This is a genomic window from Mycobacterium montefiorense, from assembly GCF_025823255.1.
GTDB classification, from domain to species: domain Bacteria; phylum Actinomycetota; class Actinomycetes; order Mycobacteriales; family Mycobacteriaceae; genus Mycobacterium; species Mycobacterium montefiorense.
The window spans coordinates 229,341-253,878 of sequence record NZ_JACKVL010000008.1 but is presented as its reverse complement, the minus strand read 5'-3'; the positions used below and the strand labels follow the sequence as shown (position 1 = coordinate 253,878).

Sequence of the window (24,538 nt, the reverse complement as noted above, 5' to 3'; positions counted from 1 at the left end):
GACCTAACTATTCGCGATCGTCTCGGGCTGAGCCCTCACCCGAAACCCGGGGTCCAGGCGGCGGACCGCAACGATGAAAGTCACGGCAATCAGCGGAGCGAGAGCGCCGTAAATCGCTGCGGGGGTTGCTATTTCGGCGCTATTGAGCAGTTGTGGGCTCAGCGCCACGCTTAGCGCCACCACGGTGTTGTGCAGGCCCACTTCCAGGCTGACGGCAATCGCCTGTGGTGGACCCAGGCGCATCACGCGTGGCACCAGGTAGCCGACCGTCAGGCTGGCGGCGCAAAAGGAGACGATCGCCCCGCTCAGCACACCGAAGTTGTGCCACAGCGTCATTCGTCCCCCGGCGATGGCGGCGACGACGGCGAGGACCAGCAGCGCGGCCGCGAGTATCTTGACGGGCCGTTGCAGTCGCCGGGCTAGCTCGGGGAACCGGTGGCGTACCGCGATGCCGATCGCGGTGGGGATCAGCACCAGCGCGAAAACCATAAGGAACTTGTCCAGTTGCAGCGGGATGAATCGCCCCTTGCCGAGAAACCAGGTCATTGCCCCCGCCAGGACCGCCGGTAGGGCGACGACCGACAGCGCGGCGTTGATCGCGGCAAGAGTGAGGTTGAGCGCCAGATCCCCGTTGAACAGGTGACTGAGGATGTTCGCCATCGTCCCGCCCGGGGTGGCGGCCATCAGCATCAGGCCGACCGCCAGGTGCGGCTCGAGGTGAAAGGCCTCGGCGATCAGCAGGACCAACGACTGGCAGATCAGCGCAACCGTCAGCGGTCGACGCAGGGTGGCGGCTCGCTTGAAGTCGGCCACGGTCAGTGTCAGACCGAGAGCGAGCATGACCACGGCGGCGACCAACGGGAAGTACTGGTTGCCCATAACGCTCCACGGTGTCGTTGCGCGGCCGTCGCCGCAATGAAACGGACGCGATTGGTTAGCTTGCCTTATACCGCAGCCGTCTGCCCGGCGCGTCACCAGCTGCGCGCAAGCAAGTCACCGCTTCGCTGGCCCCCGTCCAGCGACGGCGGCGTCGGAATCGCGATGGGTCGCCTTTGATCACCGTGAGCGAATCGCTGGGCAGATCATCAAGACAGGGCGGTAGAAAGCTCAAAGCCCCTGAATCCCAGGGGTTTCAGGGGCTTTGAAGGCAGTATGCGTCAGGAGGCCGATTTGATCTGAATCTGGTCGACTTGGGTGAATCCCGGCGGGTTGCCGCAGGCGCCCGTGATGTAGATGTGCGCGGACGTGCCGGCAAGGGTGTTGGGATCCCACGTGGTGTGAGTGCTCGTGCCGTAGAGCGTGTAACCGCCGTCCGCGCAACTGACGTTGCTCATGGTGTCCATGACCCATTGACCATCGACCAATCGGGCTTGGCTAGCCCCCAACCCGGCCTTGATCCACAGGCAGCCATTGCCGCAGGAGTTGACGGCCCAGCTGTTGTCGATGGAGTGGCCGCCCGGCGTCGTCACGGTCTCGGTGTAGCTGCCACTCATCGTCGGTGTATCGGCCCATGCTGTGCCAGCCGACCCGACAGCTAAACCCGCACAGATAACGGTTGCCGCGAAGCCCCGCGCGATGGTCATGATCTCGTTCCTTCCGTGGAGCTAGCCAGTGCAGCGAGCAACTGTTATTGCTGGTCAAAGATTACGATAGTTTTGCCCGCCGGACGCTCGCAAATGTTTCCGCTCTTTTGCGATCTCGTTAAGACCCGAAATGTCGGGTACCGCAGTACCGCGAGGCTATTTCGCGGTGTTGCCCGCATCTACGGGAAGTGAGATACCGGTGACGTAGCGGCCGGACTGCCCGCACAGATAAACCATTGCTTCGGTCACGTCGGTGGATTCGATCAACGAGACCGGCAGCAAGTTCTCCAGTGCGCTGTTGCCCTCGGGGTGCTCGGCCATACGTTGCGCGACCAGCTCATTGAGAACCATCGGTGTGGCCACCCCGCAGGGATGCACGGTGTTGACCCGAATATTCTTCTCGGCCAGCGTGGACGCGAAATATCGCATTAAACCAACGACGCCGTGTTTAGCGGCGTGATAGCCGGCAAACCCGTGGTTTCGCACGCTGAATGTCGGGCACGCACTGCTCAAGCCGGCGGCCGAGCTGGTGATAACGATGGCACCGCCCTCGCCGTGTTCCAGCAGCGCGGGCAATGCGGCCTCAACCGTGTAGTAAACCCCGTTGAGCAAAGTGTCGACCGCGTCGGCGAACGCCTCCATCTCATTGGCCACCTCGCCGAAAGCCGGCAATATCCCGGCATTGGCCAATACGAAGTCGACCCTGCCCAGCTCCGCGACACCCGCTGCAACGACGGCCTTGAGCCGGTCGAAGTCCCGGACGTCTCCGCGTTTCGCGACTATCCGGCCGCCGGCCTTCTCGACCAGGTTGACGGTCTCGTCGAGGTCCTCGGGTGTGGCCATCGGGTAAGCGACGCTGTCGATCTGATCGCACAGATCCAGCGCGATGATGTCCGCACCCTCTTCGGCGAACCGAACCGCGTGCGAACGGCCCTGCCCACGTGCGGCCCCGGTGATGAATGCGACCTTGCCGTCAAACTGCATTGCCATGATTCCGAGTATCCGCCCGCGACCAAGCCTAGCGGCGACAACTGTTGTTGTCTGGCATCGCACGGATCGCTAAACGGAACCTTCAACTCGCCGCACCAGCGCCGCCGCGTGCTTAAGCACCGGCGAGTCGACCATCTGCCCTTCGAACTTGAACACCCCACGCTCGCCGCGCGCCGCCGCCAATACCCGTCGCGCCCAGTCCAGCTTGTCCTCAGAAGGACGAAACGCCTTGCGCACCACCGGAACCTGAGTTGGATGGATGCAGACCGTGCCGACGAAGCCCAGCGCCACCGCGTCTTCGGCCTCGGCCCGTAGACCGTCGAGGTCCGGGATGTCCAGATGTACCGCGTCGAGCGCGACCAGGCCGAAAGCGTTCACCGTGAGCAGGGCCGTCGACCGCACATGATGGGCGACGTCCCGGTAAGTGCCGTCGGCCTTACGGCTGGAGCTGCCGCCGAGCGCGGCGACAAGGTCCTCGGCTCCCCACATCAACGCCACCGTGCCCCGCGCCGCGGCAATTTCGGTCGCGAACACCGCACCGCGCGGCGTCTCCAGCAGCGCGATCACATCGCGCGGCGCCAGCGCGGTCACCTGCGCCGCCGATTCGGTCTTGGACAGCATCACCGTCGTATAAGCCGTGCCCGCCAGCGCCTCGAGGTCGCGGGGATATTCCTCGGTGTCGGCCGCGTTGATCCGCACCACGGTGCGCTCCGGGTCCAGCGGGGTGTCCTGCAACGCCTTGCGGGCAGCGGGCTTGTCCGCCTCCGCCACGCCGTCCTCGAGGTCCAGGATCACCACGTCGGCGGCGGCAGCAGCCTTCGCGAAACGCTCGGGCCGGTCGGCCGGGCAGAACAGCCACCCGGGGCCGGCTGCTTGCAGATTCACTCGGCCTCCTGGTTGCTCGGGCGCTTGCGCACCAGGGTGGTGCGGACCGCGCGCGCAACGATATCGCCGTGCTGGTTACGCCCGGTGTGCTCGAGGGTGACGATGCCTTCGCCGGGCCGGCTCTTCGAATCACGCTTGCCGGTGCACACGGTCTCCGCGTACAGCGTGTCGCCGTGGAACACCGGCTTAGGGAACGACACCTCGGAGAAACCGAGGTTGGCCACGATGGTGCCGAGCGTCAGCTGGGTCACCGACAACCCGACCAGCGTCGAGAGGGTGAACATCGAATTCACCAGCCGCTGACCGCCAAAGCCCGGCTGTTCGGCGGCCCACGCCGCGTCGAGGTGCAGCGACTGCGTGTTCATGGTCAGCGTGGTGAACAGCACGTTGTCGGCCTCGGTGGCGGTGCGGCCGGGCCGGTGCAGGTAAGTGGTGTCGATCTCGAACTCCTCGAACCACAAGCCGCGCTGCACAACCGATTTGCGGTCGCTCACGACAGTCCCAGTGATCGCGCGATGAGCATGAGCTGCACTTCAGTAGTCCCTTCGCCGATCTCGAGGATCTTGCTGTCGCGGTAGTGACGTGCCACCGGGTACTCGTTCATGAAGCCGTATCCGCCGTGGATCTGAGTGGCGTCGCGCGCGTTGTCCATCGCAGCCTCCGAGGAGATCATCTTCGCGATCGCCGCATCCTTTTTGAAAGGCTTGCCCGCCAACATCTTTGCCGCCGCATCGTAGTATGCCGTACGCGCGACGTGTGCCCGCGCCTCCATCCGCGCGATCTTGAAGCTGATCGCCTGGTAGGAACCGATCGGCTTGCCGAACGATTCACGCTCCTTGGCGTACTTGACACTCTCGTCGACGCATCCCTGCGCCACCCCGGTGGCCAGCGCGGCGATCGCGATGCGACCTTCGTCCAGAATCGACAGGAAGTTCGCGTAGCCGGTTCCGCGAGCCCCCAGCAGATTCTCCTCGGGCACGCGGGCGTCGGCGAAGGCAAGCGGGTGGGTGTCCGAGGCATTCCAGCCGACCTTGTTGTACGCCGGCTCGACGGTGAATCCCGTTGTGCCGTTGGGCACGATGATCGTCGAAATCTCTTTCTTGCTGTCGCCGACAGTCCCGGTGACGGCGGTGACGGTGACCAACGAAGTGATGTCGGTTCCAGAGTTCGTGATGAATTGCTTGGCGCCGCTGATCACCCATTCACCGCTTTCCAGCCGGGCGGTGGTGCGAGTGCCCCCGGCGTCGGAACCGGCGCCGGGCTCGGTCAGCCCGAACCCGGCCAGCGCACGTCCGGCGACGAGGTCGGGCAGCCACTTCTGCTTCTGCTCATCGGTGCCGAACCGGTAGATCGGCATCGCACCCAGACCTACCCCGGCCTCCAACGTGATCGCCACCGACTGGTCGACCTTGCCGAGTTCCTCGAGGGCCAGCGCCAGCGCGAAGTAATCGCCGCCCATGCCGCCGTACTCCTCGGGGAACGGTAGGCCGAACAGCCCCATCTCGCCCATCTTGGCGACAACTTCGTACGGGAAGCTGTGCTCCTCATCGTGTTTGGCCGACACCGGTGCGACCACGGTGCGCGCGAAATCGGCGACGGTGTCACGAAGGTCTTCGTATTCCTTGGGTAGGGTCCCCGCGGTAATCGTTGTCGTCATGATCCTTTATTCCTTGCTTTCGTCTTCAGTCTGGATCAGGCGGGCCAGCACCTGGTCAACCGTCACCTGATCGCCAACCGACACCAGTAGTTCCACCCGTCCCGAAACCGGTGCGGCCAGTGAGTGTTCCATCTTCATCGCCTCGACGACCACGACCACGTCGCCCTCGGACACCTCGGTGCCGGAGTCGACTTGTACGGCGATCACACTGCCCGGCATCGGGCTGAGAACCTCGGCCTGCCGGTCGTCGGCGGCGCGGTGAATCTTGGTCTCCTCGGCCTCGCGCAGATGCCAGGCTCCCCGCTCGTCGGCGATCCACAGGTGGCGGTCAGCTTCCGCCCAGCGGTATTCGCGGCGCAGTCCGTCCAGCGTCACGTTCATCTTGCGTCGCTCGACGTCTACACTCCCCGAATGTGTTTCGCCGTCACCGACTTGCACCGTGGCGGCCGTCGGCAAGCCGGACACCGAGACCGTCTCGGTGCGCAGCGGCGTGCGCATCGCGGTGCGCACCGGCGCGGGTTTACCACCGACCCGCCAGCCCGAGGGCTGCGACCACACGTCGCCCGAGGCGCGACGGGCCCTGAGAGACAGCGCCCACTGGCGGTACAGACCGCCCGCGGCCAGCACGTCGTCGGGTGCGGGCAGTGGCGCGAAGTCAGGCAGTCGCTCCTCGAGCAGTGCGGTGTCCAGGTCGCCGGCCCGAACTCGTTCGTCGGCGAGCAGAAACCGCAGGAATTCGATGTTGGTCTGCACGCCCAGGATCGTCGTTTGCGCCAGCGCGCGGTCGAGTTCGGCGAGCGCCTCGTCGCGATCGGCGCCGTGGGCGATCACCTTGCTCAGCATCGGGTCGTAGTCGCTTCCCACCACAGTGCCCGCCAGCAGCGACGAGTCCACTCGCAGACCGGGACCCGACGGTTCGAAGACGTCGAGCACCCGGCCGCCGGTGGGCAGAAAGCCCCGCCCCGGATCCTCCGCGTACACCCGGGCCTCGATCGCGTGCCCGCGCAGCTCGATGTCGTCTTGAGCGACTGCGAGCTTCTCGCCGGCGCCCACACGTAGCTGCCACTCGACGAGGTCCAGGCCGGTGATCGCCTCGGTGACCGGGTGTTCCACCTGCAGGCGGGTGTTCATCTCCATGAAGAAGAACTCGTCGGGCCGCTCGGCCGAGACGATGAACTCCACCGTGCCGGCGCCGACGTAGTCCACGCTGCGGGCGGTGTTGCACGCCGCGGCCCCGATCCGCGCCCGAGTCTGGCGGTCCAGCAACGGCGAAGGCGCTTCCTCGATGACCTTCTGGTGGCGACGCTGCAGGCTGCACTCACGCTCGCCGAGATGCACCACGTTGCCGTGGGCGTCGGCCAGCACCTGCACCTCGATATGCCTGGGCCGCAACACGAATCGCTCGAGAAACAAGGTATCGTCGCCGAACGAGGACGCGGCCTCTCGCCGCGCACCGACCAGCGCTTCGGGCAGCCGGGCGGGATCTTCCACCAGCCGCATGCCCTTACCGCCGCCGCCGGCCGATGGCTTGATCAGCACCGGATAGCCGACCTCGGCGGCCGCGGCGACGAGCGCGTCATCCGTCAGACCCGATTTCGCCACTCCGGGCACCACCGGCACATCGAAGGCCGCGACGGCGTTCTTGGCGGTGATCTTGTCGCCCATCACCTCGATCGCGCGGGCCGGCGGCCCCAGGAACACCACCCCGGCGCGCTCACACGCGGCAGCGAAATGTGCGTTCTCGGAGAGGAACCCGTAGCCCGGGTGAATCGCCTGTGCCCCGGTTCGCGCCGCGGCGTCGAGCACCTTTTCGATGTTGAGGTAGCTCTCGCGCGCGGGAGCCGGTCCGAGTCGCACCGCGGTGTCGGCTTCCTGCACGTGTCGCGCGTCGGCATCAGGATCGCTGTAGACGGCCACGGATCGGATTCCCAGCCGGCGTAAGGTCCGGATCACCCGGACCGCGATCTCGCCGCGGTTGGCCACTAACACGGTCTCGAACATTGCATTCACATCCGGAAGACGCCGTAGGAGACCGGCTCCAGGGGCGCCTGAGCGCACACCGAAAGAGCAAGTCCGACATATGTTCTCGTGTCGGCTGGGTCGATGATGCCATCGTCCCAGAGCCGGGCCGTCGAATAGTAGGGGTTGCCCTGGTCCTCGTACTGGGCGCGGATCGGCGCCTTGAATGCGTCTTCTTCGTCTGCCGACCAAGGTTTGCCCGCCGCGCTGAGCTGCTCGCCACGCACCGTGGCCAGCACGGACGCCGCCTGCTCGCCGCCCATGACCGAGATCCGGGCGTTGGGCCACATCCACAGAAAGCGTGGCGAGTAGGCCCGGCCGCACATCGAATAGTTGCCCGCGCCATAGGATCCGCCGATCACGACGGTCAGCTTCGGCACCCGGGCACACGCCACTGCGGTGACCATCTTGGCGCCGTGCTTGGCGATGCCGCCAGCCTCGTAGTCGCGGCCGACCATGAAGCCGGCGATGTTCTGCAGGAATAGCAGCGGGATCTTGCGCTTGTCGCACAGCTCGATGAAATGCGCTCCCTTGAGCGCGGATTCGCTGAACAACACACCATTGTTGGCAATGATCCCGACGGGGTGGCCGTGGATGCGCGCAAACCCGGTCACCAGCGTCTTGCCGTATTTAGCTTTAAATTCGCTGAATTCGCTGCCGTCGACCAGCCGCACGATGACCTCGTGCACGTCGTAGGGCACCCGAGGGTCCGGTGGGACGACGTTGTAGAGCTCGGTCTGCGCATGCTTGGGCTCGACTGGGGTCCGCACTTCCCACGGACTGGGCTCGCGCGGACCGAACGTCGCCGCGATCGCCCGCACGATGCGCAGTGCATGCTCGTCGTCGTCAGCGAGATGGTCGGTGACCCCGGAAACCCGCGAATGCAGGTCGCCGCCGCCGAGGTCTTCGGCCGAAACGATCTCTCCGGTAGCGGCTTTGACCAGTGGCGGGCCACCGAGGAAGATGGTGCCCTGCTCACGGACGATGACGGCTTCGTCGCTCATCGCCGGCACGTAGGCGCCACCCGCGGTGCACGAGCCGAGCACCGCGGCCACCTGAGGAATTTCCTTGGCGCTCATGGTCGCCTGGTTGTAGAAGATTCGCCCGAAATGCTCGCGGTCGGGAAATACCTCGTCTTGGCGAGGCAAAAAGGCGCCGCCCGAGTCGACCAAATAAATGCACGGCAGGCGATTCTGCAACGCGACTTCCTGCGCACGCAGGTGCTTCTTGACCGTTATCGGGTAGTAGGTGCCGCCCTTGACCGTCGCGTCGTTGGCGACGATTACGCACTCGCGCTCCGACACCCGCCCGATCCCGGTGATGATCCCGGCGCCGGGCGATTCGTCGTCGTACATCCCGTCTGCGGCCAGCGGGGTGAGCTCCAAAAACGGACTGCCCGGATCGAGTAACCGGTCCACCCGTTCGCGCGGCAACAACTTGCCGCGGCTGACGTGACGTTCCCGCGCCCGCTCATTGCCGCCCAGGGCCGCGGCGGCCAGCTTGGCGTTCAACTCGTCGACCAGCCGACGGTGCTCCTCGGCGAACGACGGTGCAGCCCTCACCGACGCACTCATGACTGCTCGTCCATCGGCGCGGCAGCCTCCTCGTCGTCGGGGGATTTAAACACTTCAGTTAATGCTCATTAACTGGGACAGAGAATACCATCGGCGACGTTGCTGCGTCCAGGGACGAGTCAACCGCCGGGCGAACAAACTCGCGGCAAAGACAACAGGTGTTTGCTTTCCCGGGACATCCCAAATTGCCTACATTTCTCGTTGATCATCGCCATCGAGAAAGCGCAATCAACTCAGGGGAAGTCATGCCCGACACGCCAGCCGATGCGAACGGCGCACGGTCCGGATTTACCGGTCGACCATCGGTGCAGGCTCGGATCGGTGCGTCGACGTTCGGGCTGCTGCGCTCGATCACCGGCCTGATCGGCGTCGACCTGGGCACCAGCGTCAACGCGTTGATGGCCAGCCGCCGCCCGCCCAGACACACCACCCGGGCCGTGGTTGTCCTATACCGCGAGTTCAATGGCTGGGAACTGTGCACATTGCGCTCCGATTCGCCGTCGGGCAAACACGTGGTGGCCATCCACGGCGGCGCCTTTGTATGCGAAGCCACCGTCTTGCACTGGCGAGACTATGTGGCTATCGCTCGCCAGACCGCGGCGACCGTCGTCGTACCCGTCTACCCGCTCGCACCCAACGGCACGGCGAGCACCGTCGTACCACAGATGGCGGACCTGATCACCTGGATGATCGGTGAACACGGCCCCGACAACGTCAGCATCTACGGCGACTCCGCCGGCGGCAGCATCGCGCTTTGCGCCGCGCAGGAATTGGTGCGGCGCAAAGCGGCCACCCCCGCGCGGATGGTGCTGCTGTCACCGTTACTCGATGCCACGTTGAGCAACCCGGACATCGGGTTCGTCAACGACCCCGTCCTAAATGTGGAGGTGCTCAAAATGAACTTCGCGCTCTGGGCAGCAGATCTGGATCTGGCAGATCCCCTGCTCAGCCCGCTGTACGGCTCGTTGGGCGGGCTTCCCACGACCGCGGTCTATGCCGGTTCCTTGGAGGTCCTGGGCCCCGACGCCATTGCGCTGCAAGCGAAATCGCTGGCCACTCCGGGCGCCGACTTCACCTTCGACCTGCGCAATGGCGAAATGCACGACTGGGCCATGACCTCATGGTTGCCCGAGGCCCGCGCGGTGCGCTCGCAGATCTACCACCAGCTGCTGGGCTCCTAGCTCGCCGCCTGGGCAAGGCGGGCTACCGCGAGGTGTCCGGATTTCTGCGAGCGCTGAGTTAATCGCGAATAACTCATGCTATGTTAGTGACGATTAACCGAAACTTTCGGACGTAGGCGAAGGACCGTCATGACAGCGTCCACCCCGGACCAGCCTGGTCGATCCGAAACGCCAAATCGCCGTAGCCAGTTGAAATCCGACCGGCGATTGCAACTCCTGGCCGCTGCCGAACGGCTCTTCGCCGAGCGCGGCTTTCTCGCGGTGCGACTCGAAGACATTGGAGCCGCCACCGGGGTCAGCGGCCCGGCCATCTACCGCCACTTCCCCAACAAGGAGTCGATGCTGGTCGAGTTGCTGGTCGGGATCAGCGCCCGGCTGCTCGCGGGGGCCCGCGATGTCACCGCCGGCAGCACTGACGCTGCCGATGCGCTGGACGGACTGATCGATTTTCACCTCGACTTCGCGTTCGGCGAGCCCGACCTGATTCGCATCCAGGACCGCGACCTGGCGCACCTGCCCGTTTCCGCCGAGCGCCAGGTGCGCAAAGCGCAACGCCAATATGTAGAGGTCTGGGTCGGCGTGCTGCGCGAGCTGGCCCCGGCGCTGGCCGAAGCCGACGCCCGGCTGGCCGCGCACGCGGCGTTCGGCTTGCTGAACTCGACACCGCACAGCATCAAGGCAGCCGAAAAGCCGGCCCGCGCGGCGCGCTCGCGCACCGTCATGCGAGCGATGACCGTCGCCGCTCTGGGTGCCGGAGGCCGGCTTCGCTGAATCGGGCGTCGTCGACACAATCCACGCCCAACCGCTCGGCTTAGGTACCCTGCAAACTGTGAGGTGGACATGAACGATCCACGTCGACCCGAGCGGTTTAGTCCCCCTCAAGCGGGGTCCGAACAGACCGGGCCGATTGGCCCGCGGAACGTGCCGCTCGCCGATCCGGCTTACGCCGACCAAGCGCCCTATGCGCCTGCCTACGGCGGGTACGCACCCCCATGGGCGCCGGGTCTGAACGAGACCAACCCCACTAGGCGGCTACCGGCGTACTGGCAGCAAGACCAGCCGCCACCGGGCGGGCTGCCACCCGATGACAATGCTCCCCCGCCGCCCGACGGTCCGAGATCGCCCCGATGGTTGCTGATCGGCGCCGGCGCGGCGGTGATGCTGGTGGTCGCGCTGTTGATAGCGCTGATTCTCACCAACGGCGCGATCAAAACGCAGACCGCCGTACCGCCGCTGCCTGCCATGCCCGGATCGACTGAGCAGAGCCCGACACCTCGCCCGTCCACGCGGACGACGTCGCCGCCACGGACCCTGCTGCCGGTACCGCCGCCCAGCAGCTCGGCCGGGCCCAGCGCTGCCCCGGGCGCGATGCAAAACGTCCTCTACAACGTCAACGGCGAGGGTCGCGCGATCAGCATCACCTACTGGGATACCGGCGACGTCATCCAGACCGAATTCAACGTCGCGCTGCCCTGGAGCAAGCGTGTCAGCCTGTCGCAGTCGGCCGCCCATCCGGCCAGCGTCACGATCATCAACATCGGCCACAACGTCACCTGCACGGTCACCGTGGACGGGGTAACGATGCGCCAGCGCTCCGGTGCCGGCATCACCGTCTGCGACGCCGGCGGGCGTTAAGACTGCTCGACCACCGACGGTTCGACCGCGGCGGCGTGCCGTGCCGGGACGCGAACCACCAGCATCGCGAGCAGTCCGGCGACCAGCACCACCGATATCCCGCCCAGCCCGGCGCGGACGGCACCGAACGCGTCGACAAACACCGAGAACAGCCACGGCGCCACGAACGCGACCGCCCGGCCTGTCATCGTGTACAGCCCGAACGCGACGCCTTCCCTGCCGTTGTGCGCCATCCGCAACAACAGTGCGCGCGCCGAGGACTGCGACGGCCCGATGAACAGGCACAGCAGCAGTCCACATGCCCAGAAGGCGATCGGCCCGGAGAGCACCATCATGGTGAGCGTCGTAGCGATGATCGCGACCAGCGACCCGACGATGACCGGTTTGGATCCGATCCGGTGGTCGACGAAGCCGCCCGCGACCGCACCCACGGCGGCCACCACGCTGGCCGCCACACCGAAGATGAGCACGTTGGCCTGAGAGATGCCGTACACGTTGACACCCAGCACGGCGCCGAAGGCGAATATCGCCGCCAGCCCGTCGCGGAAGAGCGCACTGGCGCCCAGGAAGTAGACCAGGTTGCGGTCGCGCCGCCATTCCGCGGAGATTTCGTTCCACAGCTTGCGATAGCCGCCAAGCATGGTTGTCGGGTGGTACACCTCCGCGGTGTCGGGCAGCCGGTGAGCGACCAAAAGCAACGGCAGCGCCAGCACCGCCAGCCACGCCGCGGCGGCCAGCATCGCCTCCCGCACATAGAGCCCGTCGGCCAGGGGAACTCGCAACAGCCCACGCACCGCGTCGGGCCCGGATCCGGAGCCGGCGATGAACCCGGTGTAGATCAGCAACAGCAGCAGGACGCTGCCGAGGTAACCCGCCGCCCAGCCCAGTCCGGAAATCCGGCCGGCCGTCTGCGGCGTCGAGAGCTGACGCAGCATCGCGTTGTACGGGACGCTGGCCAGGTCGCCGCATGCGGCCGTCGCGCCGAGCAGCGCCAATCCGGCCCACAGGTAGCCAGGCCGATCGTGGATCAGGAACATCGCGCAGGTCAGCGTCACCGCCGTGCCGGTCAACACGCTCAGGGCCAATCGTCGGCGATGCGGTGACTCCACCCACACGCCGACCAGCGGTGCCAGCAGCGCGACGGTCAACCCGGCGAGCGCACCCGCGCGGCCCAGCCAACTCTCCGGTGTGGTGCTGCCGGGTATGCCAACTCCCACACTGCTGGTCAGGTAGACGGAGAACACGAATGTGGCCACGATCGCGTTCAGACCCGTTGACCCGCAGTCCCACAGTGCCCATGCGACCACCCGCGATCGCGCGATCGTGCCCGCGCACAGTTCCGGCTGACCCATGCTCGGCACTCTATTTGTTGAGCGGACGCTCCGCCGCGCCCGGCTGCGCCGCGGTTGCGGCTGTTGTCGGAAAGATTGGGTGGCTGTCTACGATTGGGCGCATGCCGATCCCCGCTCCCAGCCCCGATGCGCGCGCCGTCGTCACCGGAGCCTCGCAAAACATCGGCGAAGCGCTGGCCACGGAATTGGCCGCGCGCGGGCATCACCTGATCGTCACCGCACGACGCGAAGACAAACTCTCCGATCTTGCGGAGCGGCTGACCGGCAAATACAGCGTCACCGTGGAGGTACGCGCCGCCGACCTGGCCGACCCGGCGGAACGCGCCAAACTGTGCGACGAGTTGGCGACCCGCAACATCTCGATTCTGTGTGCCAACGCGGGTACCGGAACATTCGGTCCGATCTCCGGCCTCGACCCGGAGGTGGAAAAGGCCCAGGTGCAACTGAATACCGTGGCGGTGCACGACCTTACGTTGGCGGTGCTGCCGGGGATGGTCGAACGTCGAGCCGGCGGCATTCTGATTTCCGGTTCGGCGGCGGGTAATTCGCCGATCCCCTACAACGCGACCTATGCCGCCTCGAAAGCGTTCGTCAACACCTTCAGCGAATCGTTGCGTGGTGAACTGCGCCGCTCGGGTGTGCACGTCACACTGCTGGCGCCGGGCCCGGTGCGCACCGACTTGCCCCAGGATGCCGAAAGGTCACTGGTGGAACGGCTGGTGCCCGACTTCCTGTGGATCTCGACGGAGCACACCGCCCGGATTTCGCTGGATGCGTTGGAGCGCAACAAGATGCGCGTCGTTCCGGGCTTGACCTCCAAAGCGATGTCTGTCGGCAGCGGGTATGCCCCCCGCGCGATCGTGGCACCGATCGTGGGCAGCTTCTACAAGAAGCTCGGCGGCAGCTAGGCGTTACTTACGGCGGCGGCCGGTACCGAAGATGTTTTTCACCACTTCGCGAATCGCGGTGTTGATACCGCTTTTGACGGTCGGGTTCTGCAGCACTTCTTCCCACATGGCCGGGCCCTTTGGCTCCGCGGGCGCGGGCATCGGCGGTATGTCGTAGGGGTCCGGATACGGCGCGGGGTCGAGCTTGCCCGGCGGCGGGGCCTGCCGCGGCGGTGGGGCCGGTTGCGCCGCTTCGGGTTCCGACGGCTGCTGGATCGTCTGACCGTATTTCGCGTGCAGCGGGCTTGCCTTGGCCGCCTTGGTGATGTCACCGGTGCCGATGGCGCCCATCAGCGACCGCGGCACTCGCATGCGGGTCCAGGCAACCGGCGTCGGCGCCCCCTTTTCCGATAGCACGGTGACGACTGCCTCACCGATTCCCAGCGACGTCAGCGCCGACTCCAGGTCGTAGATATCGGTTTTCGGATAGGTACGGACGGTCTTGGACAGCGCCTTTTGGTCGTCGGGGGTGAACGCCCGCAGCGCGTGCTGGACTCGTGCGCCCAGCTGCGAGAGCACATCGTTGGGCAGATCGGTGGGCAGCTGGGTGCAGAAGAACACCCCGACGCCCTTGGAACGGATCAGCTTGACGGTCTGCTCAACCTGTTCGAGGAACGCTTTCGACGCGTCGGTGAATAACAGGTGCGCCTCGTCGAAGAAGAACACCAGCTTGGGTTTGTCGACGTCGCCGACCTCGGGAAGTACGCCAAACAGATCCGCCAGCACCCACATCAAGAAGGTGGAGAAGATGACCGGACGCAACGACTGACCGCCGAATTCGAGCAGCGAGATGATGCCGCGGCCCTGGTCATCGACGCGCAGCAGATCCTGCGGGTCGAGCTTCGGCTCGCCGAAGAACGTGTCGCCGCCTTCGGATTCGAGATTCAGCAGGGCGCGCATGATGACTCCCGCCGTCGTCGACGACACCCCGCCAAGGGATTTCAGGTCGTCCTTGCCCTCGTCGCTGGCGAGGTAGCTGATGGCATTGCGCAGATTGTTCAGCGTGACCAGCGGGCGGTTACCCTCCTTCGCCCAGTGAAAAATGAGCCCAAGGGTGGACTCTTGAGTCGCGTTGAGCCCCAACACCTTTGACAACAGCACCGGACCGAAGCTGGCGACAGTCGCCCGTATCGGCACCCCGACCCCGTCGGTGCCCAGCGATAAGAACTCCACCGGGAATCCGGTGGCCACCCAGCTATCGCCGGTGTCTTGGGCGCGCGCCGCGGTCTTGTCGTTGGCCTCCCCCGGCCGCGACAGGCCCGACAGGTCGCCCTTCACGTCGGCCATCAACACCGAGACGCCTGCGGCGCTGAGCTGCTCGGCGATCAGCTGCAGCGTTTTGGTCTTCCCGGTCCCGGTCGCCCCGGCTACCAGTCCGTGCCTGTTGACGGTGGCCAGCGGGATGCGAATCTGCGCGGTCGGATCGGCGGCGCCGCCGACCACGACGGTGCCCAATTCCAGTGCCTGGCCTTCGACGGCGTAGCCGCTCGCGATCCGCTGCGCGGGTCCGTTGGCCGCTGATTCGGTGGTCATCGCGCTCCGCCCCTGTCGCCCGAAAGTTGCAACGGTCAACACTACTTGCCAGGGGGAGGCAGGGGCAGGTCGTGACGTGGGCCTAATGTGAGCGCTGTGCGTGACGAACTGGTGTGGATCGACTGCGAGATGACCGGCTTGGAATTGGGCTCGGACAAATTGATCGAGATCGCGGCCCTGGTCACCGACGCCGATCTGAATATTCTCGGCGATGGCGTCGACGTGGTGATCCACGCCGACGACGCCGCCCTGTCCTCGATGATCGACGTGGTCACCGAAATGCACACCCGCTCGGGGTTGATCAACGAGGTACGGGCCTCCACCGTCGACCTGGCCACCGCCGAGGCGATGGTGCTCGATTACATCGGCAAGCACGTCTCACAGCCCAAGACAGCGCCGCTGGCCGGCAATTCGATCGCCACCGATCGCGCGTTCCTTACCCGCGATATGCCCGCCCTGGACTCGTTTCTGCACTACCGGATGATCGACGTCAGCTCGATCAAGGAACTCTGCCGCCGCTGGTACCCACGCGTTTACTACGGCCAGCCGGCAAAGGGGCTGGCACACCGGGCGCTAGCAGACATCCGCGAATCCATCCGCGAGCTGCAGTTCTACCGGCGTACCGCGTTCGTGCCCCTGCCGGGGCCTTCTACCAGCGAGATCGCGGCAGTGGCTGCCGAGCTAGAGGGCAAGGACGGCGCGCGTGAGGAAATCGATTCGGCCGCCGAGCCACCGAACCGCTAGTATCGACAGTCGCCGCTTGTTAGCACGCGGTCATGGTGGGTGTAGTTCAGCTGGTAGAGCGTCAGGTTGTGATCCTGAATGTCGCGGGTTCGAGTCCCGTCACTCACCCCACAAGGTCAGGGGGCATGTCCGCCCCCTGACCTTTTTGCTTCCCCAGCGCTGTTGCGAGCCGACAGCGCACGGGGACCGGCGCTCGTCCAACTTTGAAACCCATCCGGAATTTCCAGCTATTGTGTTGTAGCGCAATGGATTTACGACGATTGCACCGACCTCGAACACCCGTATGGCCATTGGCCGCGCAAGCCAGAGTGCACCCGCGATCCGGTATTGCCAGCGCCGCGTTTCCGCCTGACCAGATGGCGTAATATCACCGCATTACTTAGCTACGGAGTGGTCATGCCTGGTCTGAAATGCAAAGTCGCGCTCGCTCTGTTACTCGCGTTCACGGCCCCCGCCGCCTCGGGCTGCACGTTCACCGTTGTGTGCGACCCACTCTTCACCTGCGCCTAAGCCAAGGCGTAAAACGCCTGCCCCACAAGCGGGCTCAGGTGGCGGCGTTGCCCGCCTTCCACTGCGGCCACGGGATGTTCCAGTCACCCAGACCCTCGGTGCCCGGAAGCGTCGACCCGACCGTGTTGACGACCTCGACGATGTCCCCGCTCTTGCTGTGGTCGTAGAACCACTCGGCGTTGCTCGGGCTCACGTTCAGGCAGCCATGGCTGGTGTTGGTATGGCCTTGCGCTCCGACCGACCACGGCGCGGAGTGTACGAAGACGCCGCTGTACGACATCTGTGTGGCCCAGTCGACCTCGGTGCGATATCCGTTGGGCGAGTTGACCGGAACCCCGTAGGTCGACGAGTCCATGATGATGTGCCGGTACCGGCCACCGATGATGTAGAAGCCGTTGGCCGTCGGGGTGCTGTCCTTACCCATCGAGGTTGGCATTGTCTTCACGACTTCACCGTTGACCCGGACGGTGACCGTCTTCGTGTTGTCGTCGGCGGTGGAGATGATCTCGTCGCCGATCGTGAAGTGGGTCTTGACGTTGTCCTCACCGAACATCCCGTCGCCCAGGTCGACGCCGTAGGTGTTGACCGCCACGTCGACGGCCGTTCCCGACTTCCAGAAATGCTCTGGGCGCCAACGGACTTCGCGATTGTTCAGCCAGTAGAACGCACCCTCGACCGGCGGGTTGGTGGTGATTTTGATGGCCTTCTGCGCCGCGGCACGGTCCGCGATGTTCTCGTCGAACCGGATCGCTACCGGCTCGCCGATGCCGACGACCTCGCCGTCGCCCGGAGCCGCGTAGGGCATCGTCAAGTGCGCGGGTGAACTGGTCGCGAAGCTCATCTGGCGGCTCGCGGCGCCGCCCAGCCCGAGCGCCTTCACGCTGAGCGTGTAGCGCCGGTTGTAGCCGAGCTGCTCGGTGGTTGACCAGTGCAATCCATCGGGGCTGAGTTGGCCGGTGATCGGCTTGCCGTTGTCGTTGACCATCGACACCGACGCCAGCACGCCGTAGGCAACGTTGACCGTCACCGGCGCGTCGACCGTGACACCGACGGCGCCGTCAGACACCGAGGAGGTGAGCTTGGGCACCAGCAGATCGGCAAACGGTGTGCCCTTGTCGAAAATCACCTTCGCCGGCGCGGCAGTGTGGCTACTGCTACAGGAGACGCCAATGATGGCAAACGTGGCTAACGCAGCAGCCAGCCACGATCGACGTCTGCGCAAAGGCGTCATCAAGTGACCTTCCAAAACATGCCTGCTTATGAACCGGTCACCGCTGACCTTGAATAGTGACAAATATTCTAAAGGGTTACACCCCGTGCGCATGGCAACTCAACAGGTTTTCTCCGGCCGCCTGGACGTTCAACAGCGTCGACACGAGCCCCGTGACAGTAAGGCAGGATCGCGAGGGTCCGCAAAACGCGGCACGGTCGCCTGACGGGCAGGCTCTACACTGGGAAGTCCAGCGATTTCGCTCTGCGACAGAATGCCTGTTAAAGTCGCAACGCGGTCTCGGCCGGTCAAAGCGCCGTTAGCTCAGTTGGTAGAGCAGCTGACTCTTAATCAGCGGGTCCGGGGTTCGAAACCCTGACGGCGCACCACCACAACGTTCCTCGACGTGCCGACCTAGTCGGCGTCACAATTTCTGTCCCACCCTGTGGTTGCTCGGAGTAGTTTTTCCTCGGTGCCTGGCTGATGATTGGCACCCGTTGTGAACTAGCTGCGCCGAAGGAGCCGCAATGGGGTTCATCCAGCCCAACCTGCCCGTCGTCGACCTGGCCGAGTGGAGCAAGCTGACCCGCGCCGAGCGGATCGTCCCGATGCAGCGCCACGTCGCCGAGAACGGCTTCGGTATTCCGCTGATCATGCACGTGATGTACGGCGTGAAGATCGCGCTCTACCTGCTCGGCGGCTGGTTGTTCGGGTGGTGCACTACTGGAATCGGCGGCTTCGGCGATGTCGGCGCGTGGTGGTCGGAGCCGATCGTGTTCCAAAAGGCCGTGCTCTTCACGATGCTGTTCGAAGTCGTCGGTCTCGGTTGCTGTTTCGGCCCGTTAGCCGGGCGCTACTTCCCGCCGATGGGATCGATTCTGTACTGGCTGCGGCCCGGCACAATCCGGCTGCCCCCCTGGCCGAATCGGGTGCCGCTGACCAGGGCATCGACCGGACCCCGCTCGACGCGTTGCTCTACGGCGCGCTGCTGGTGCTGCTCGCGACGGCGCTGGTGTCCGATGGCTCGGGCCCAATTCCGGTTCTGCACACCGCGATCGGCGTGCTACCGCGGTGGCAGACCATTGCGATCCTGGCGGTCCTGGCCGCGATCAGCTTGCGCGACAAGGTGATCTTCCTGGCCGCGCGCGCCGAGGTGTACGGTCCGCTGGCGCTGGCGTTCCTGTTCACCGGGGCCGACATCGTCATCGGGGCCAAGCTCGTCTTCATGGTGATCTGGCTGGGCGCAGCCACTTCGAAGATCACCAGGCACTTCCCGTTCGTGATTTCGACGATGCTGGCCAACAATCCGTTCCTGCCATCCGGCGTGCTCAAGCGGTCGCTGTTCAAGCGCTATCCGGACGACCTGAGGCCCAGCGCGCTGTCGGGCTTCATCGCGCACTTGTCCACCGCTATCGAAGGCCTGGTGCCACTGGCGCTGCTCTTCTCGCACGGCGGCTGGCCGACGACGATCGCCGCGTTCGTGATGATCGTGTTCCACCTGAACATCCTGCTGGCCTTCCCGATGGGCGTGCCGCTGGAGTGGAACGTCTTCATGATCTTCGGTGTGCTGTGGCTGTTCGTGTCGCACGCTTCCATTGGGCTGTCGGATCTGACCACACCCTGGCCCATCGTGCTGTTCGCGGCCATCGTGACGGTCGTCGTGGTGGGAAACCTCTACCCGCACAAGGTTTCGTTCCTGCCCGGCATGCGCTACTACGCGGGCAACTGGGACACCACGGTGTGGTGCGTCAAGCCGTCGGTGGACGACAAGTTCCGCACCGGCTCCCGTGCGCTTGGCCCGATGCAGCACCTGCAACTCGAGCGGTTGTACGGCAGCAAGGAGGAGACGCTGATCCCCCTGCACCTGGCGCTGGCGTTCCGCGGGATGAACACCCATGGGCGCGCACTGCTCACGCTGGTGCACCGCGCCTTGGCCGGCTACGACGAGGACGACTACAACCTGTGCGAGGGTGAGGTCCTTTGCTCCATGGTTCTCGGGTGGAACTTCGGCGACGGGCACATGCACAACGAGTGCCTGATCGAGGCGCTACAGCAGCGATGCGGGTTCGCACCGGGCGACGTGCGGGTGGTGATTCTCGATGCGCAGCCCATCCAGAAACAGCGGCAGGAGTATCGGCTCGTGGATGCGGCGACCGGCGAATTCGAGCGAGGTTACGTCGACGTCGACGACATGGTCACCACCCAGCCGTGGGCCGACGACCTCCCGGTGCACGTCGAGAGCAGCCGCGTCAGCGGTTCCTGACCCGGCGCACGACCACCACGACAACCAGGGCGCCGACGCCGGCCAGCGAGGCGGCCACCGCGGGCTTCGTGACGAAGCTGATCACCTGGGCCTTGAGGTCGTCTGCCAAGCGGCGCGGGTTAGCGCGCACGGCAAGCGAGTCGACGGTGGCCGCGAGCTGGTCGCGGGCGGCGTCGATCTCCTGCTTGATGGTGTCGGGGTCGCGGTCCGCCACGTGTCTGTCCTCCAACTGAGCCTCGTGCACCTGAGGAACTACCCTAGTGCCGATGCTCTGGTGAACCGAAAGGGGAAGCACCTTGACCGAGACCACGCGGCTGGCACCGGGCGACAAAGCGCCTGCCTTCAGCCTTCCCGACGCCGACGGCAACAAAGTGTCGCTGGCCGACTACTTGGGACGCCGTGTCGTCGTGTACTTCTATCCGGCGGCCTCCACGCCGGGGTGCACCAAACAGGCCTGCGACTTCCGCGACAGCCTCGCCGAGCTGAACGGCGCCGGCCTCGACGTCGTCGGGATCTCCCCCGACAAGCCGGAGAAGCTCGCCAAATTCCGTGACGCGGAAGGGCTGACGTTCCCGCTGCTGTCCGACCCCGACCGCAAGGTGCTGACGGCGTATGGGGCCTACGGCGAAAAGCAGTTGTACGGCAAGACGGTCACCGGCGTCATCCGCTCGACCTTCGTGGTCGACGACAAAAGCAAGATCGCCGTCGCCCAGTACAACGTGAAGGCCACCGGCCACGTCGCCAAGCTAAGACGCGATCTGTCCGTGTAATCGCTTGGGGCGCACACGCCTACGAAGATTTAGAAGGTCATCAAGCAGCGTCACGGATTGCCCCACTTGGCAATGCCTTTGGTGAGCAGTGCGCCACGGGTGTTCAGACGTGAATGGCGCTTTCGTTAAGTGCGGCAATGATGTCGTCGGCAGCGCGGTGTCCCGATCGGACGGCGCCGTCCATGTATCCCATCCAGACATCGGAGGTTTCGGCGCTCGCCCAGTGGATTCGGCCGACAGACTCGCGCAATGACCGACCGACAGATGTCCAGGTGTGGGGAGGAAGCACGGCGCCATAGCATCCACGGGTAAATGGCTCGGTCGACCAGTCCTTGGCGATGAACTCGTTCGGGTTACGTGCTGCAGAACCAAATAGGCGCGAGAGGACATCGAGGACCACCTCCTGGCGTCGCCGCGGATCCAGGGCGGACGACGTGCGCGCCGCATCGGCCTCGAGGAATGCGAGCAGGACGCCGGGAGCGTCACCAGGGGGTGAGTTGTCGTAGACAAACTTGACCGGTCCGTCTAGCAATAGTGCCTGCCCACTTAGCCCGTCACTCCGCCAGAACGGCGTGTCGTAGGCCGCCATGCACTTCACGACCGCACCGTTGGGTGCGCGCTGGGTCAACGCGTCGCGTGCTGCCGGTAGAGCTGGGTAGTAGTCGATTCGCCCGGCCAACGACGGACTGATCGCCACGACTACGTGCCGGGCCGAGATGCCGAGGTCTCGGCATCGCACCGACACGGCCTCAGCGGACTGCTCGATTCGGTATACCGGCTGTTCGAACAACAGCTCCGCCTCCGAGAGCTCCGACGCCATGGCGAGCGCCAATCGTTGTGAACCTCCGACGAAGCGGCGATCCTGCGCGCCGCCAACGGTGTTCAGCACTGCCTCGACACCGCCCGCCGAAGCCACGTGGGCCAACGCGTGCAACAACGAAATTTCGGCGGGGGACGCCGCCCACACTGACTCGCACACAAGGGTGACCAGGGCCCGACCTGATGAGCTGCAGATCGAACCGTTGATCCACGTCGCCAATGTTTGCGCGTCCCAACGCACTGCCTTCGGCGCGTTCCACGGGGCCGTTGGCGATACCGACCGCGCCATCCGTTCGAGCCGTTTGAGTGCGAGAAATCCCTCGCCGAGCCCAGCGGACACGACCGGCGGAACCGACCCCGAGTATCGGTGCAACTTTCCGCGGTACTCCAAGAGCTTCTCTCCCGTGACGTACGTCGGGAAGGTACCTACACCGAGCTCCTCAGCGAGCTTTAGAACGGCGGTCTGGGTCGGTCCAATCCACTGACCGCCGACTTCTACGACTCCCCCACCGGCCAGTTCGTGGTTCAGCGTGCGCCCTCCCACTCGGTCGCGGGCCTCGATCACGACCACCGACTTGCCTGCCGCCTTGAGCTTGCGAGCGGCGGTCAAGCCCGCAAGCCCGGCTCCGACGACGACAACCTCTGCCTGGTGTTCATCCACGATCGCTGCGCTCCTTGACTTTTGGGCCACGCCGGGCTGACCCCCAACACTGGTCAATAGTACTGGTCATATGACCAGTACTATTGACCGAAAATACGATAGTGTGCATTACGTGTCAACAGCTGCTGCTTGGTCGCAGCGCTCACCCGAACGGCGCGAGAAGTTGATCCGCGCCGCGATAGCGGTCATAACCGAACTCGGACTCGAAGCCGCAACCACTCGCCGAGTCGCCACGCACGCCGGCGTCTCGTTGGGATCTGTCCACTACGTTTTTGCTAACAAGAATGAGTTACTCGCCGCCGTCATCGATTTCGTCGGAGACTCGATCGAGACCGCGCTACGGCCGAGCGCCGCCGACCGAGACCGCGACGATCAAGATGCCAGTGCAGCACTGACTGGGATCGTCGAGCGATTCTGGGCACTCGTCGAAGCGGATCCCGGATTTCAGCTCATGCAGTACGAGCTGACTGCCTACTGCCTGCGGCACGCAGACTCGCGATGGCTTGCCACTCGCCAGTACGACCGCTATCGGGCAATAGTGACCGAGTCCCTGGCTGCGACACAAAATCACCCATCTGCGCCACCGGAATCCGCATTCGACGACATAGCTCGTCAGACGGTCGCGGGCCTCGACGGCATCATCCTTCAGTTTCTCATCCACGAGGACGTGGACCGTGCCCGCCGTGATGTCGCGATCTTCATTGAAAACCTGCGGTCGACGGCGGTCACGATCGGCGCGTCGCGCGACTTGTCGGTGTAATCGCCTGGGGCACAATCTTTCTGACTACGGGTTGCCCATCGTCGAACACTGGACCTGGGAGCTCTCACCGGCGCCGATGACGGCTGCCTCGGTGTACTCGGTGATGGGCCGGGCGATTCCCTGTTCGTCGCAGACCCGCTGCAGCATCTGCAGCGTCTCGTCGATTCCCGGTCCGAGCCGCTTGCCGGGCGTGAAGGTGGCCGGTAGGTGCTGCATGCCCTGGATCACGCCGATCGTCGGATAGTGCACGGTGCCTTCGGGTTCGCAGCGGTAGTCGGGCATCCGGTCGAGCACCGCCGTGAGCATCGACTTGAACACGACGCGCGCGACATTGGAGCCGATGCACCGGTGGATGCCGAGCCCGAAGCTGAAGTGCCGGTTGTTCTTACGGGTCAGGTCCAGCCGATTGGGATTGGGAAACACCGCGGGGTCGCGGTTCGCCATCGCCCACGACAACCACAGCCGATCGCCCTCCTTGAACTGCGTGCCCGCTAGTTCAAGGTCGGCGGCGATCGTGCGACCATCGCCGGGAGCAGGTGTGAAGTAACGCAGGAATTCCTCGGTCGCCGAGTCGAGCAGCGTTTCCGATTCGCGCCTCAGTAGTTCGCGCTGCTCGGGATTTTCGGCCAGCCATTCGAGTGCGTGCGCCGTCAGCGCCGTTGTCGTGTCGAATCCTCCGCCGATGATCAGGCCGAGCATTCCGAGCAGTTCGCTGTCGGGCGCCGGTTCGCCGTCGATCTTCAGCCTTGCCATCGCGTCCACCAGGCCGGGGCGCGGATTCTCGCGGATCTCCAGGAGATGATTGAACAGGTCCATCCCCATCGCCATCGTCTGCTCCAAAACCCCTGGGGCGTCGGGAGAATCGGCGGGGGTGTAAACATTGGCATGGGCCGGCTCGCAGTAGAGCTGCCACTTGTTCAGCGGAACGCCCATCATCGCCAGAGTCAGGACGGCGGGCACGACGTTCGCGAGATCGTCGACGAAGTCGATCCGCCCGACTTCGATCTTCTCGTCGATGCTCGCCCGCACGATCTCGTCGACAAACGGCTTCCAGCGTCTGACGGCTGCCGGCGACAGATAGGGATTGAGGATGCTGCGGTAGGCGGAGTGCTCGGGTTCGTCCATCTCGAGCATGCCGCCACGGACGCCGGTGCCCTGCGGCAGCGTGGGAATCGTGATGCCTTTATAGCCGGTGCCTTCGCCGGTCACGTCGTGGTCGTTGGACACCTGCGGGCATCGAGCGAGCTCGAAGACTTCCCGGTTGCCCGCGGCCACCCAATGCCCGTCGTAAGTGTCGGTCCACGCCAACGGGCATTTTGCGTGCATTTCCTCGGTGATCGCGGTGAACCGCTCGCGGTATTCCGGGGTGTGGCGATCAAAGTGGTAACGGCTGGTCTTGCCGGCCTTGGTTGCCTTGCCGGTCAGGGTGTCTTCCGTAGTCACCG

General features: G+C 65.0%; 21 protein-coding genes, 2 tRNA genes and 1 pseudogene. 10 read left to right on the top strand and 14 right to left on the bottom strand.

Going from position 1 to position 24,538, the window contains the following annotated elements; genetic code table 11:
- Nucleotides 1-3: 3 nt before the first annotated feature.
- The 8 genes from H7K34_RS07525 to H7K34_RS07490 all read right to left on the bottom strand — a co-directional run bounded on the left by H7K34_RS07525 (nucleotide 4) and on the right by H7K34_RS07490 (nucleotide 8,708).
- The gene (locus H7K34_RS07525) at nucleotides 4-879 is read right to left on the bottom strand and encodes a bile acid:sodium symporter family protein (protein ID WP_264061226.1); all 876 of its coding nucleotides are present in this window, start codon (nucleotides 877-879) and stop codon (nucleotides 4-6) included.
- Between the two features lie 278 nt (nucleotides 880-1,157).
- On the bottom strand, nucleotides 1,158-1,583 hold the full coding sequence (locus H7K34_RS07520) for a hypothetical protein (RefSeq protein WP_264061225.1): 426 nt from the start codon (nucleotides 1,581-1,583) through the stop codon (nucleotides 1,158-1,160).
- A 156-nt stretch (nucleotides 1,584-1,739) separates the two neighbouring features.
- A complete protein-coding gene (locus H7K34_RS07515; protein ID WP_264061224.1) occupies nucleotides 1,740-2,573 on the bottom strand; it encodes a mycofactocin-coupled SDR family oxidoreductase in 834 nt (277 codons plus the stop codon).
- 69 nt (nucleotides 2,574-2,642) lie between these two features.
- Nucleotides 2,643-3,458 carry an HpcH/HpaI aldolase/citrate lyase family protein gene (locus tag H7K34_RS07510; protein ID WP_264061223.1) on the bottom strand — a complete coding sequence of 272 codons (816 nt, stop codon included), beginning with the start codon at nucleotides 3,456-3,458 and terminating at the stop codon, nucleotides 2,643-2,645.
- On the bottom strand, nucleotides 3,455-3,967 hold the full coding sequence (locus H7K34_RS07505) for a MaoC family dehydratase (RefSeq protein WP_372510709.1): 513 nt from the start codon (nucleotides 3,965-3,967) through the stop codon (nucleotides 3,455-3,457). Before H7K34_RS07505 ends, H7K34_RS07510 begins: the two co-directional genes overlap by 4 nt.
- The gene (locus tag H7K34_RS07500) at nucleotides 3,949-5,115 is read right to left on the bottom strand and encodes an acyl-CoA dehydrogenase family protein (RefSeq protein ID WP_264061221.1); all 1,167 of its coding nucleotides are present in this window, start codon (nucleotides 5,113-5,115) and stop codon (nucleotides 3,949-3,951) included. The genes H7K34_RS07505 and H7K34_RS07500 overlap by 19 nt, the downstream gene beginning before the upstream one ends.
- 6 nt (nucleotides 5,116-5,121) lie before the next feature.
- A complete protein-coding gene (locus H7K34_RS07495; RefSeq protein ID WP_264061220.1) occupies nucleotides 5,122-7,116 on the bottom strand; it encodes an acetyl-CoA carboxylase biotin carboxylase subunit in 1,995 nt (664 codons plus the stop codon).
- A gap of 5 nt (nucleotides 7,117-7,121) precedes the next feature.
- On the bottom strand, nucleotides 7,122-8,708 hold the full coding sequence (locus H7K34_RS07490; RefSeq protein WP_264061216.1) for a carboxyl transferase domain-containing protein: 1,587 nt from the start codon (nucleotides 8,706-8,708) through the stop codon (nucleotides 7,122-7,124).
- Nucleotides 8,709-8,953: 245 nt separating this feature from the next.
- Between H7K34_RS07490 and H7K34_RS07485 the strand changes: the two genes are divergently transcribed.
- From H7K34_RS07485 to H7K34_RS07475, 3 genes are all read left to right on the top strand, one after another.
- Entirely contained in the window at nucleotides 8,954-9,889 is a 936-nt protein-coding gene (locus H7K34_RS07485; protein WP_264061214.1) for an alpha/beta hydrolase, read from the top strand.
- Nucleotides 9,890-10,018: 129 nt separating this feature from the next.
- On the top strand, nucleotides 10,019-10,660 hold the full coding sequence (locus H7K34_RS07480) for an SACE_7040 family transcriptional regulator (RefSeq protein ID WP_108924748.1): 642 nt from the start codon (nucleotides 10,019-10,021) through the stop codon (nucleotides 10,658-10,660).
- 69 nt (nucleotides 10,661-10,729) lie between these two features.
- Nucleotides 10,730-11,524 (top strand): MmpS family transport accessory protein, encoded by a 795-nt coding sequence (locus H7K34_RS07475; RefSeq protein ID WP_264061213.1) that lies wholly within the window; start codon nucleotides 10,730-10,732, stop codon nucleotides 11,522-11,524.
- Here the strand turns inward: H7K34_RS07475 and H7K34_RS07470 are convergent.
- On the bottom strand, nucleotides 11,521-12,876 hold the full coding sequence (locus tag H7K34_RS07470) for an MFS transporter (protein ID WP_264061212.1): 1,356 nt from the start codon (nucleotides 12,874-12,876) through the stop codon (nucleotides 11,521-11,523). The genes H7K34_RS07475 and H7K34_RS07470 overlap by 4 nt on opposite strands.
- 101 nt (nucleotides 12,877-12,977) lie before the next feature.
- Between H7K34_RS07470 and cmrA the strand changes: the two genes are divergently transcribed.
- Nucleotides 12,978-13,784 carry a mycolate reductase gene (cmrA, locus tag H7K34_RS07465; protein ID WP_264061211.1) on the top strand — a complete coding sequence of 269 codons (807 nt, stop codon included), beginning with the start codon at nucleotides 12,978-12,980 and terminating at the stop codon, nucleotides 13,782-13,784.
- Nucleotides 13,785-13,787: 3 nt separating this feature from the next.
- Here the strand turns inward: cmrA and H7K34_RS07460 are convergent, their stop codons facing one another.
- Nucleotides 13,788-15,356 (bottom strand): DUF853 domain-containing protein, encoded by a 1,569-nt coding sequence (locus tag H7K34_RS07460; RefSeq protein ID WP_264061210.1) that lies wholly within the window; start codon nucleotides 15,354-15,356, stop codon nucleotides 13,788-13,790.
- Between the two features lie 96 nt (nucleotides 15,357-15,452).
- On the opposite strand from H7K34_RS07460, the gene orn reads away from it, so the two are divergent.
- Together orn and H7K34_RS07450 are read left to right on the top strand one after the other, a co-directional pair.
- Nucleotides 15,453-16,100 (top strand): oligoribonuclease, encoded by a 648-nt coding sequence (gene orn, locus H7K34_RS07455; protein ID WP_264061209.1) that lies wholly within the window; start codon nucleotides 15,453-15,455, stop codon nucleotides 16,098-16,100.
- Between the two features lie 35 nt (nucleotides 16,101-16,135).
- Nucleotides 16,136-16,211 (top strand) — tRNA-His (locus tag H7K34_RS07450).
- A gap of 433 nt (nucleotides 16,212-16,644) precedes the next feature.
- On the opposite strand, the gene H7K34_RS07445 is transcribed toward H7K34_RS07450, so the two are convergent.
- Nucleotides 16,645-17,841, bottom strand: a complete 1,197-nt coding sequence (locus tag H7K34_RS07445; protein ID WP_264061208.1) for a L,D-transpeptidase — start codon at nucleotides 17,839-17,841, stop codon at nucleotides 16,645-16,647.
- Between the two features lie 292 nt (nucleotides 17,842-18,133).
- On the opposite strand from H7K34_RS07445, the gene H7K34_RS07440 reads away from it, so the two are divergent.
- Nucleotides 18,134-18,209: transfer RNA gene (locus H7K34_RS07440), tRNA-Lys, on the top strand.
- A 138-nt stretch (nucleotides 18,210-18,347) separates the two neighbouring features.
- Nucleotides 18,348-20,083, top strand: a pseudogene (locus tag H7K34_RS07435) (DUF3556 domain-containing protein).
- Here H7K34_RS07435 and H7K34_RS07430 read toward each other — a convergent pair.
- Nucleotides 20,070-20,297, bottom strand: a complete 228-nt coding sequence (locus tag H7K34_RS07430; protein ID WP_264061206.1) for a DUF3618 domain-containing protein — start codon at nucleotides 20,295-20,297, stop codon at nucleotides 20,070-20,072. The pseudogene H7K34_RS07435 and the gene H7K34_RS07430 overlap by 14 nt on opposite strands.
- A gap of 82 nt (nucleotides 20,298-20,379) precedes the next feature.
- Between H7K34_RS07430 and bcp the strand changes: the two genes are divergently transcribed.
- On the top strand, nucleotides 20,380-20,853 hold the full coding sequence (gene bcp, locus H7K34_RS07425) for a thioredoxin-dependent thiol peroxidase (RefSeq protein ID WP_264061205.1): 474 nt from the start codon (nucleotides 20,380-20,382) through the stop codon (nucleotides 20,851-20,853).
- 103 nt (nucleotides 20,854-20,956) lie between these two features.
- On the opposite strand, the gene H7K34_RS07420 is transcribed toward bcp, so the two are convergent.
- Nucleotides 20,957-22,333, bottom strand: a complete 1,377-nt coding sequence (locus H7K34_RS07420) for a flavin monoamine oxidase family protein (RefSeq protein ID WP_264061204.1) — start codon at nucleotides 22,331-22,333, stop codon at nucleotides 20,957-20,959.
- A 112-nt stretch (nucleotides 22,334-22,445) separates the two neighbouring features.
- Between H7K34_RS07420 and H7K34_RS07415 the strand changes: the two genes are divergently transcribed.
- Nucleotides 22,446-23,093 carry a TetR/AcrR family transcriptional regulator gene (locus H7K34_RS07415; protein WP_264061202.1) on the top strand — a complete coding sequence of 216 codons (648 nt, stop codon included), beginning with the start codon at nucleotides 22,446-22,448 and terminating at the stop codon, nucleotides 23,091-23,093.
- Nucleotides 23,094-23,117: 24 nt separating this feature from the next.
- Here the strand turns inward: H7K34_RS07415 and H7K34_RS07410 are convergent, their stop codons facing one another.
- Nucleotides 23,118-24,536, bottom strand: coding sequence for a cytochrome P450 (locus H7K34_RS07410; RefSeq protein WP_264061200.1), 1,419 nt, complete (start codon nucleotides 24,534-24,536; stop codon nucleotides 23,118-23,120).
- Nucleotides 24,537-24,538 lie beyond the last annotated feature (2 nt).

Bases quoted from the DNA above. Each gene is read 5' to 3' on its own strand.
- H7K34_RS07475 (WP_264061213.1), top strand. From the start codon at position 10,730: ATGAACGATCCACGTCGACCCGAGCGGTTTAGTCCCCCTCAAGCGGGG.
- H7K34_RS07515 (WP_264061224.1), bottom strand. From the start codon at position 2,573: ATGGCAATGCAGTTTGACGGCAAGGTCGCATTCATCACCGGGGCCGCA.
- H7K34_RS07495 (WP_264061220.1), bottom strand. From the start codon at position 7,116: ATGTTCGAGACCGTGTTAGTGGCCAACCGCGGCGAGATCGCGGTCCGG.
- H7K34_RS07460 (WP_264061210.1), bottom strand. From the start codon at position 15,356: ATGACCACCGAATCAGCGGCCAACGGACCCGCGCAGCGGATCGCGAGC.
- H7K34_RS07525 (WP_264061226.1), bottom strand. From the start codon at position 879: ATGGGCAACCAGTACTTCCCGTTGGTCGCCGCCGTGGTCATGCTCGCT.
- H7K34_RS07500 (WP_264061221.1), bottom strand. From the start codon at position 5,115: ATGACGACAACGATTACCGCGGGGACCCTACCCAAGGAATACGAAGAC.
- H7K34_RS07490 (WP_264061216.1), bottom strand. From the start codon at position 8,708: ATGAGTGCGTCGGTGAGGGCTGCACCGTCGTTCGCCGAGGAGCACCGT.
- H7K34_RS07470 (WP_264061212.1), bottom strand. From the start codon at position 12,876: ATGGGTCAGCCGGAACTGTGCGCGGGCACGATCGCGCGATCGCGGGTG.
- H7K34_RS07485 (WP_264061214.1), top strand. From the start codon at position 8,954: ATGCCCGACACGCCAGCCGATGCGAACGGCGCACGGTCCGGATTTACC.
- cmrA (WP_264061211.1), top strand. From the start codon at position 12,978: ATGCCGATCCCCGCTCCCAGCCCCGATGCGCGCGCCGTCGTCACCGGA.
- H7K34_RS07445 (WP_264061208.1), bottom strand. From the start codon at position 17,841: ATGACGCCTTTGCGCAGACGTCGATCGTGGCTGGCTGCTGCGTTAGCC.
- H7K34_RS07480 (WP_108924748.1), top strand. From the start codon at position 10,019: ATGACAGCGTCCACCCCGGACCAGCCTGGTCGATCCGAAACGCCAAAT.
- H7K34_RS07520 (WP_264061225.1), bottom strand. From the start codon at position 1,583: ATGACCATCGCGCGGGGCTTCGCGGCAACCGTTATCTGTGCGGGTTTA.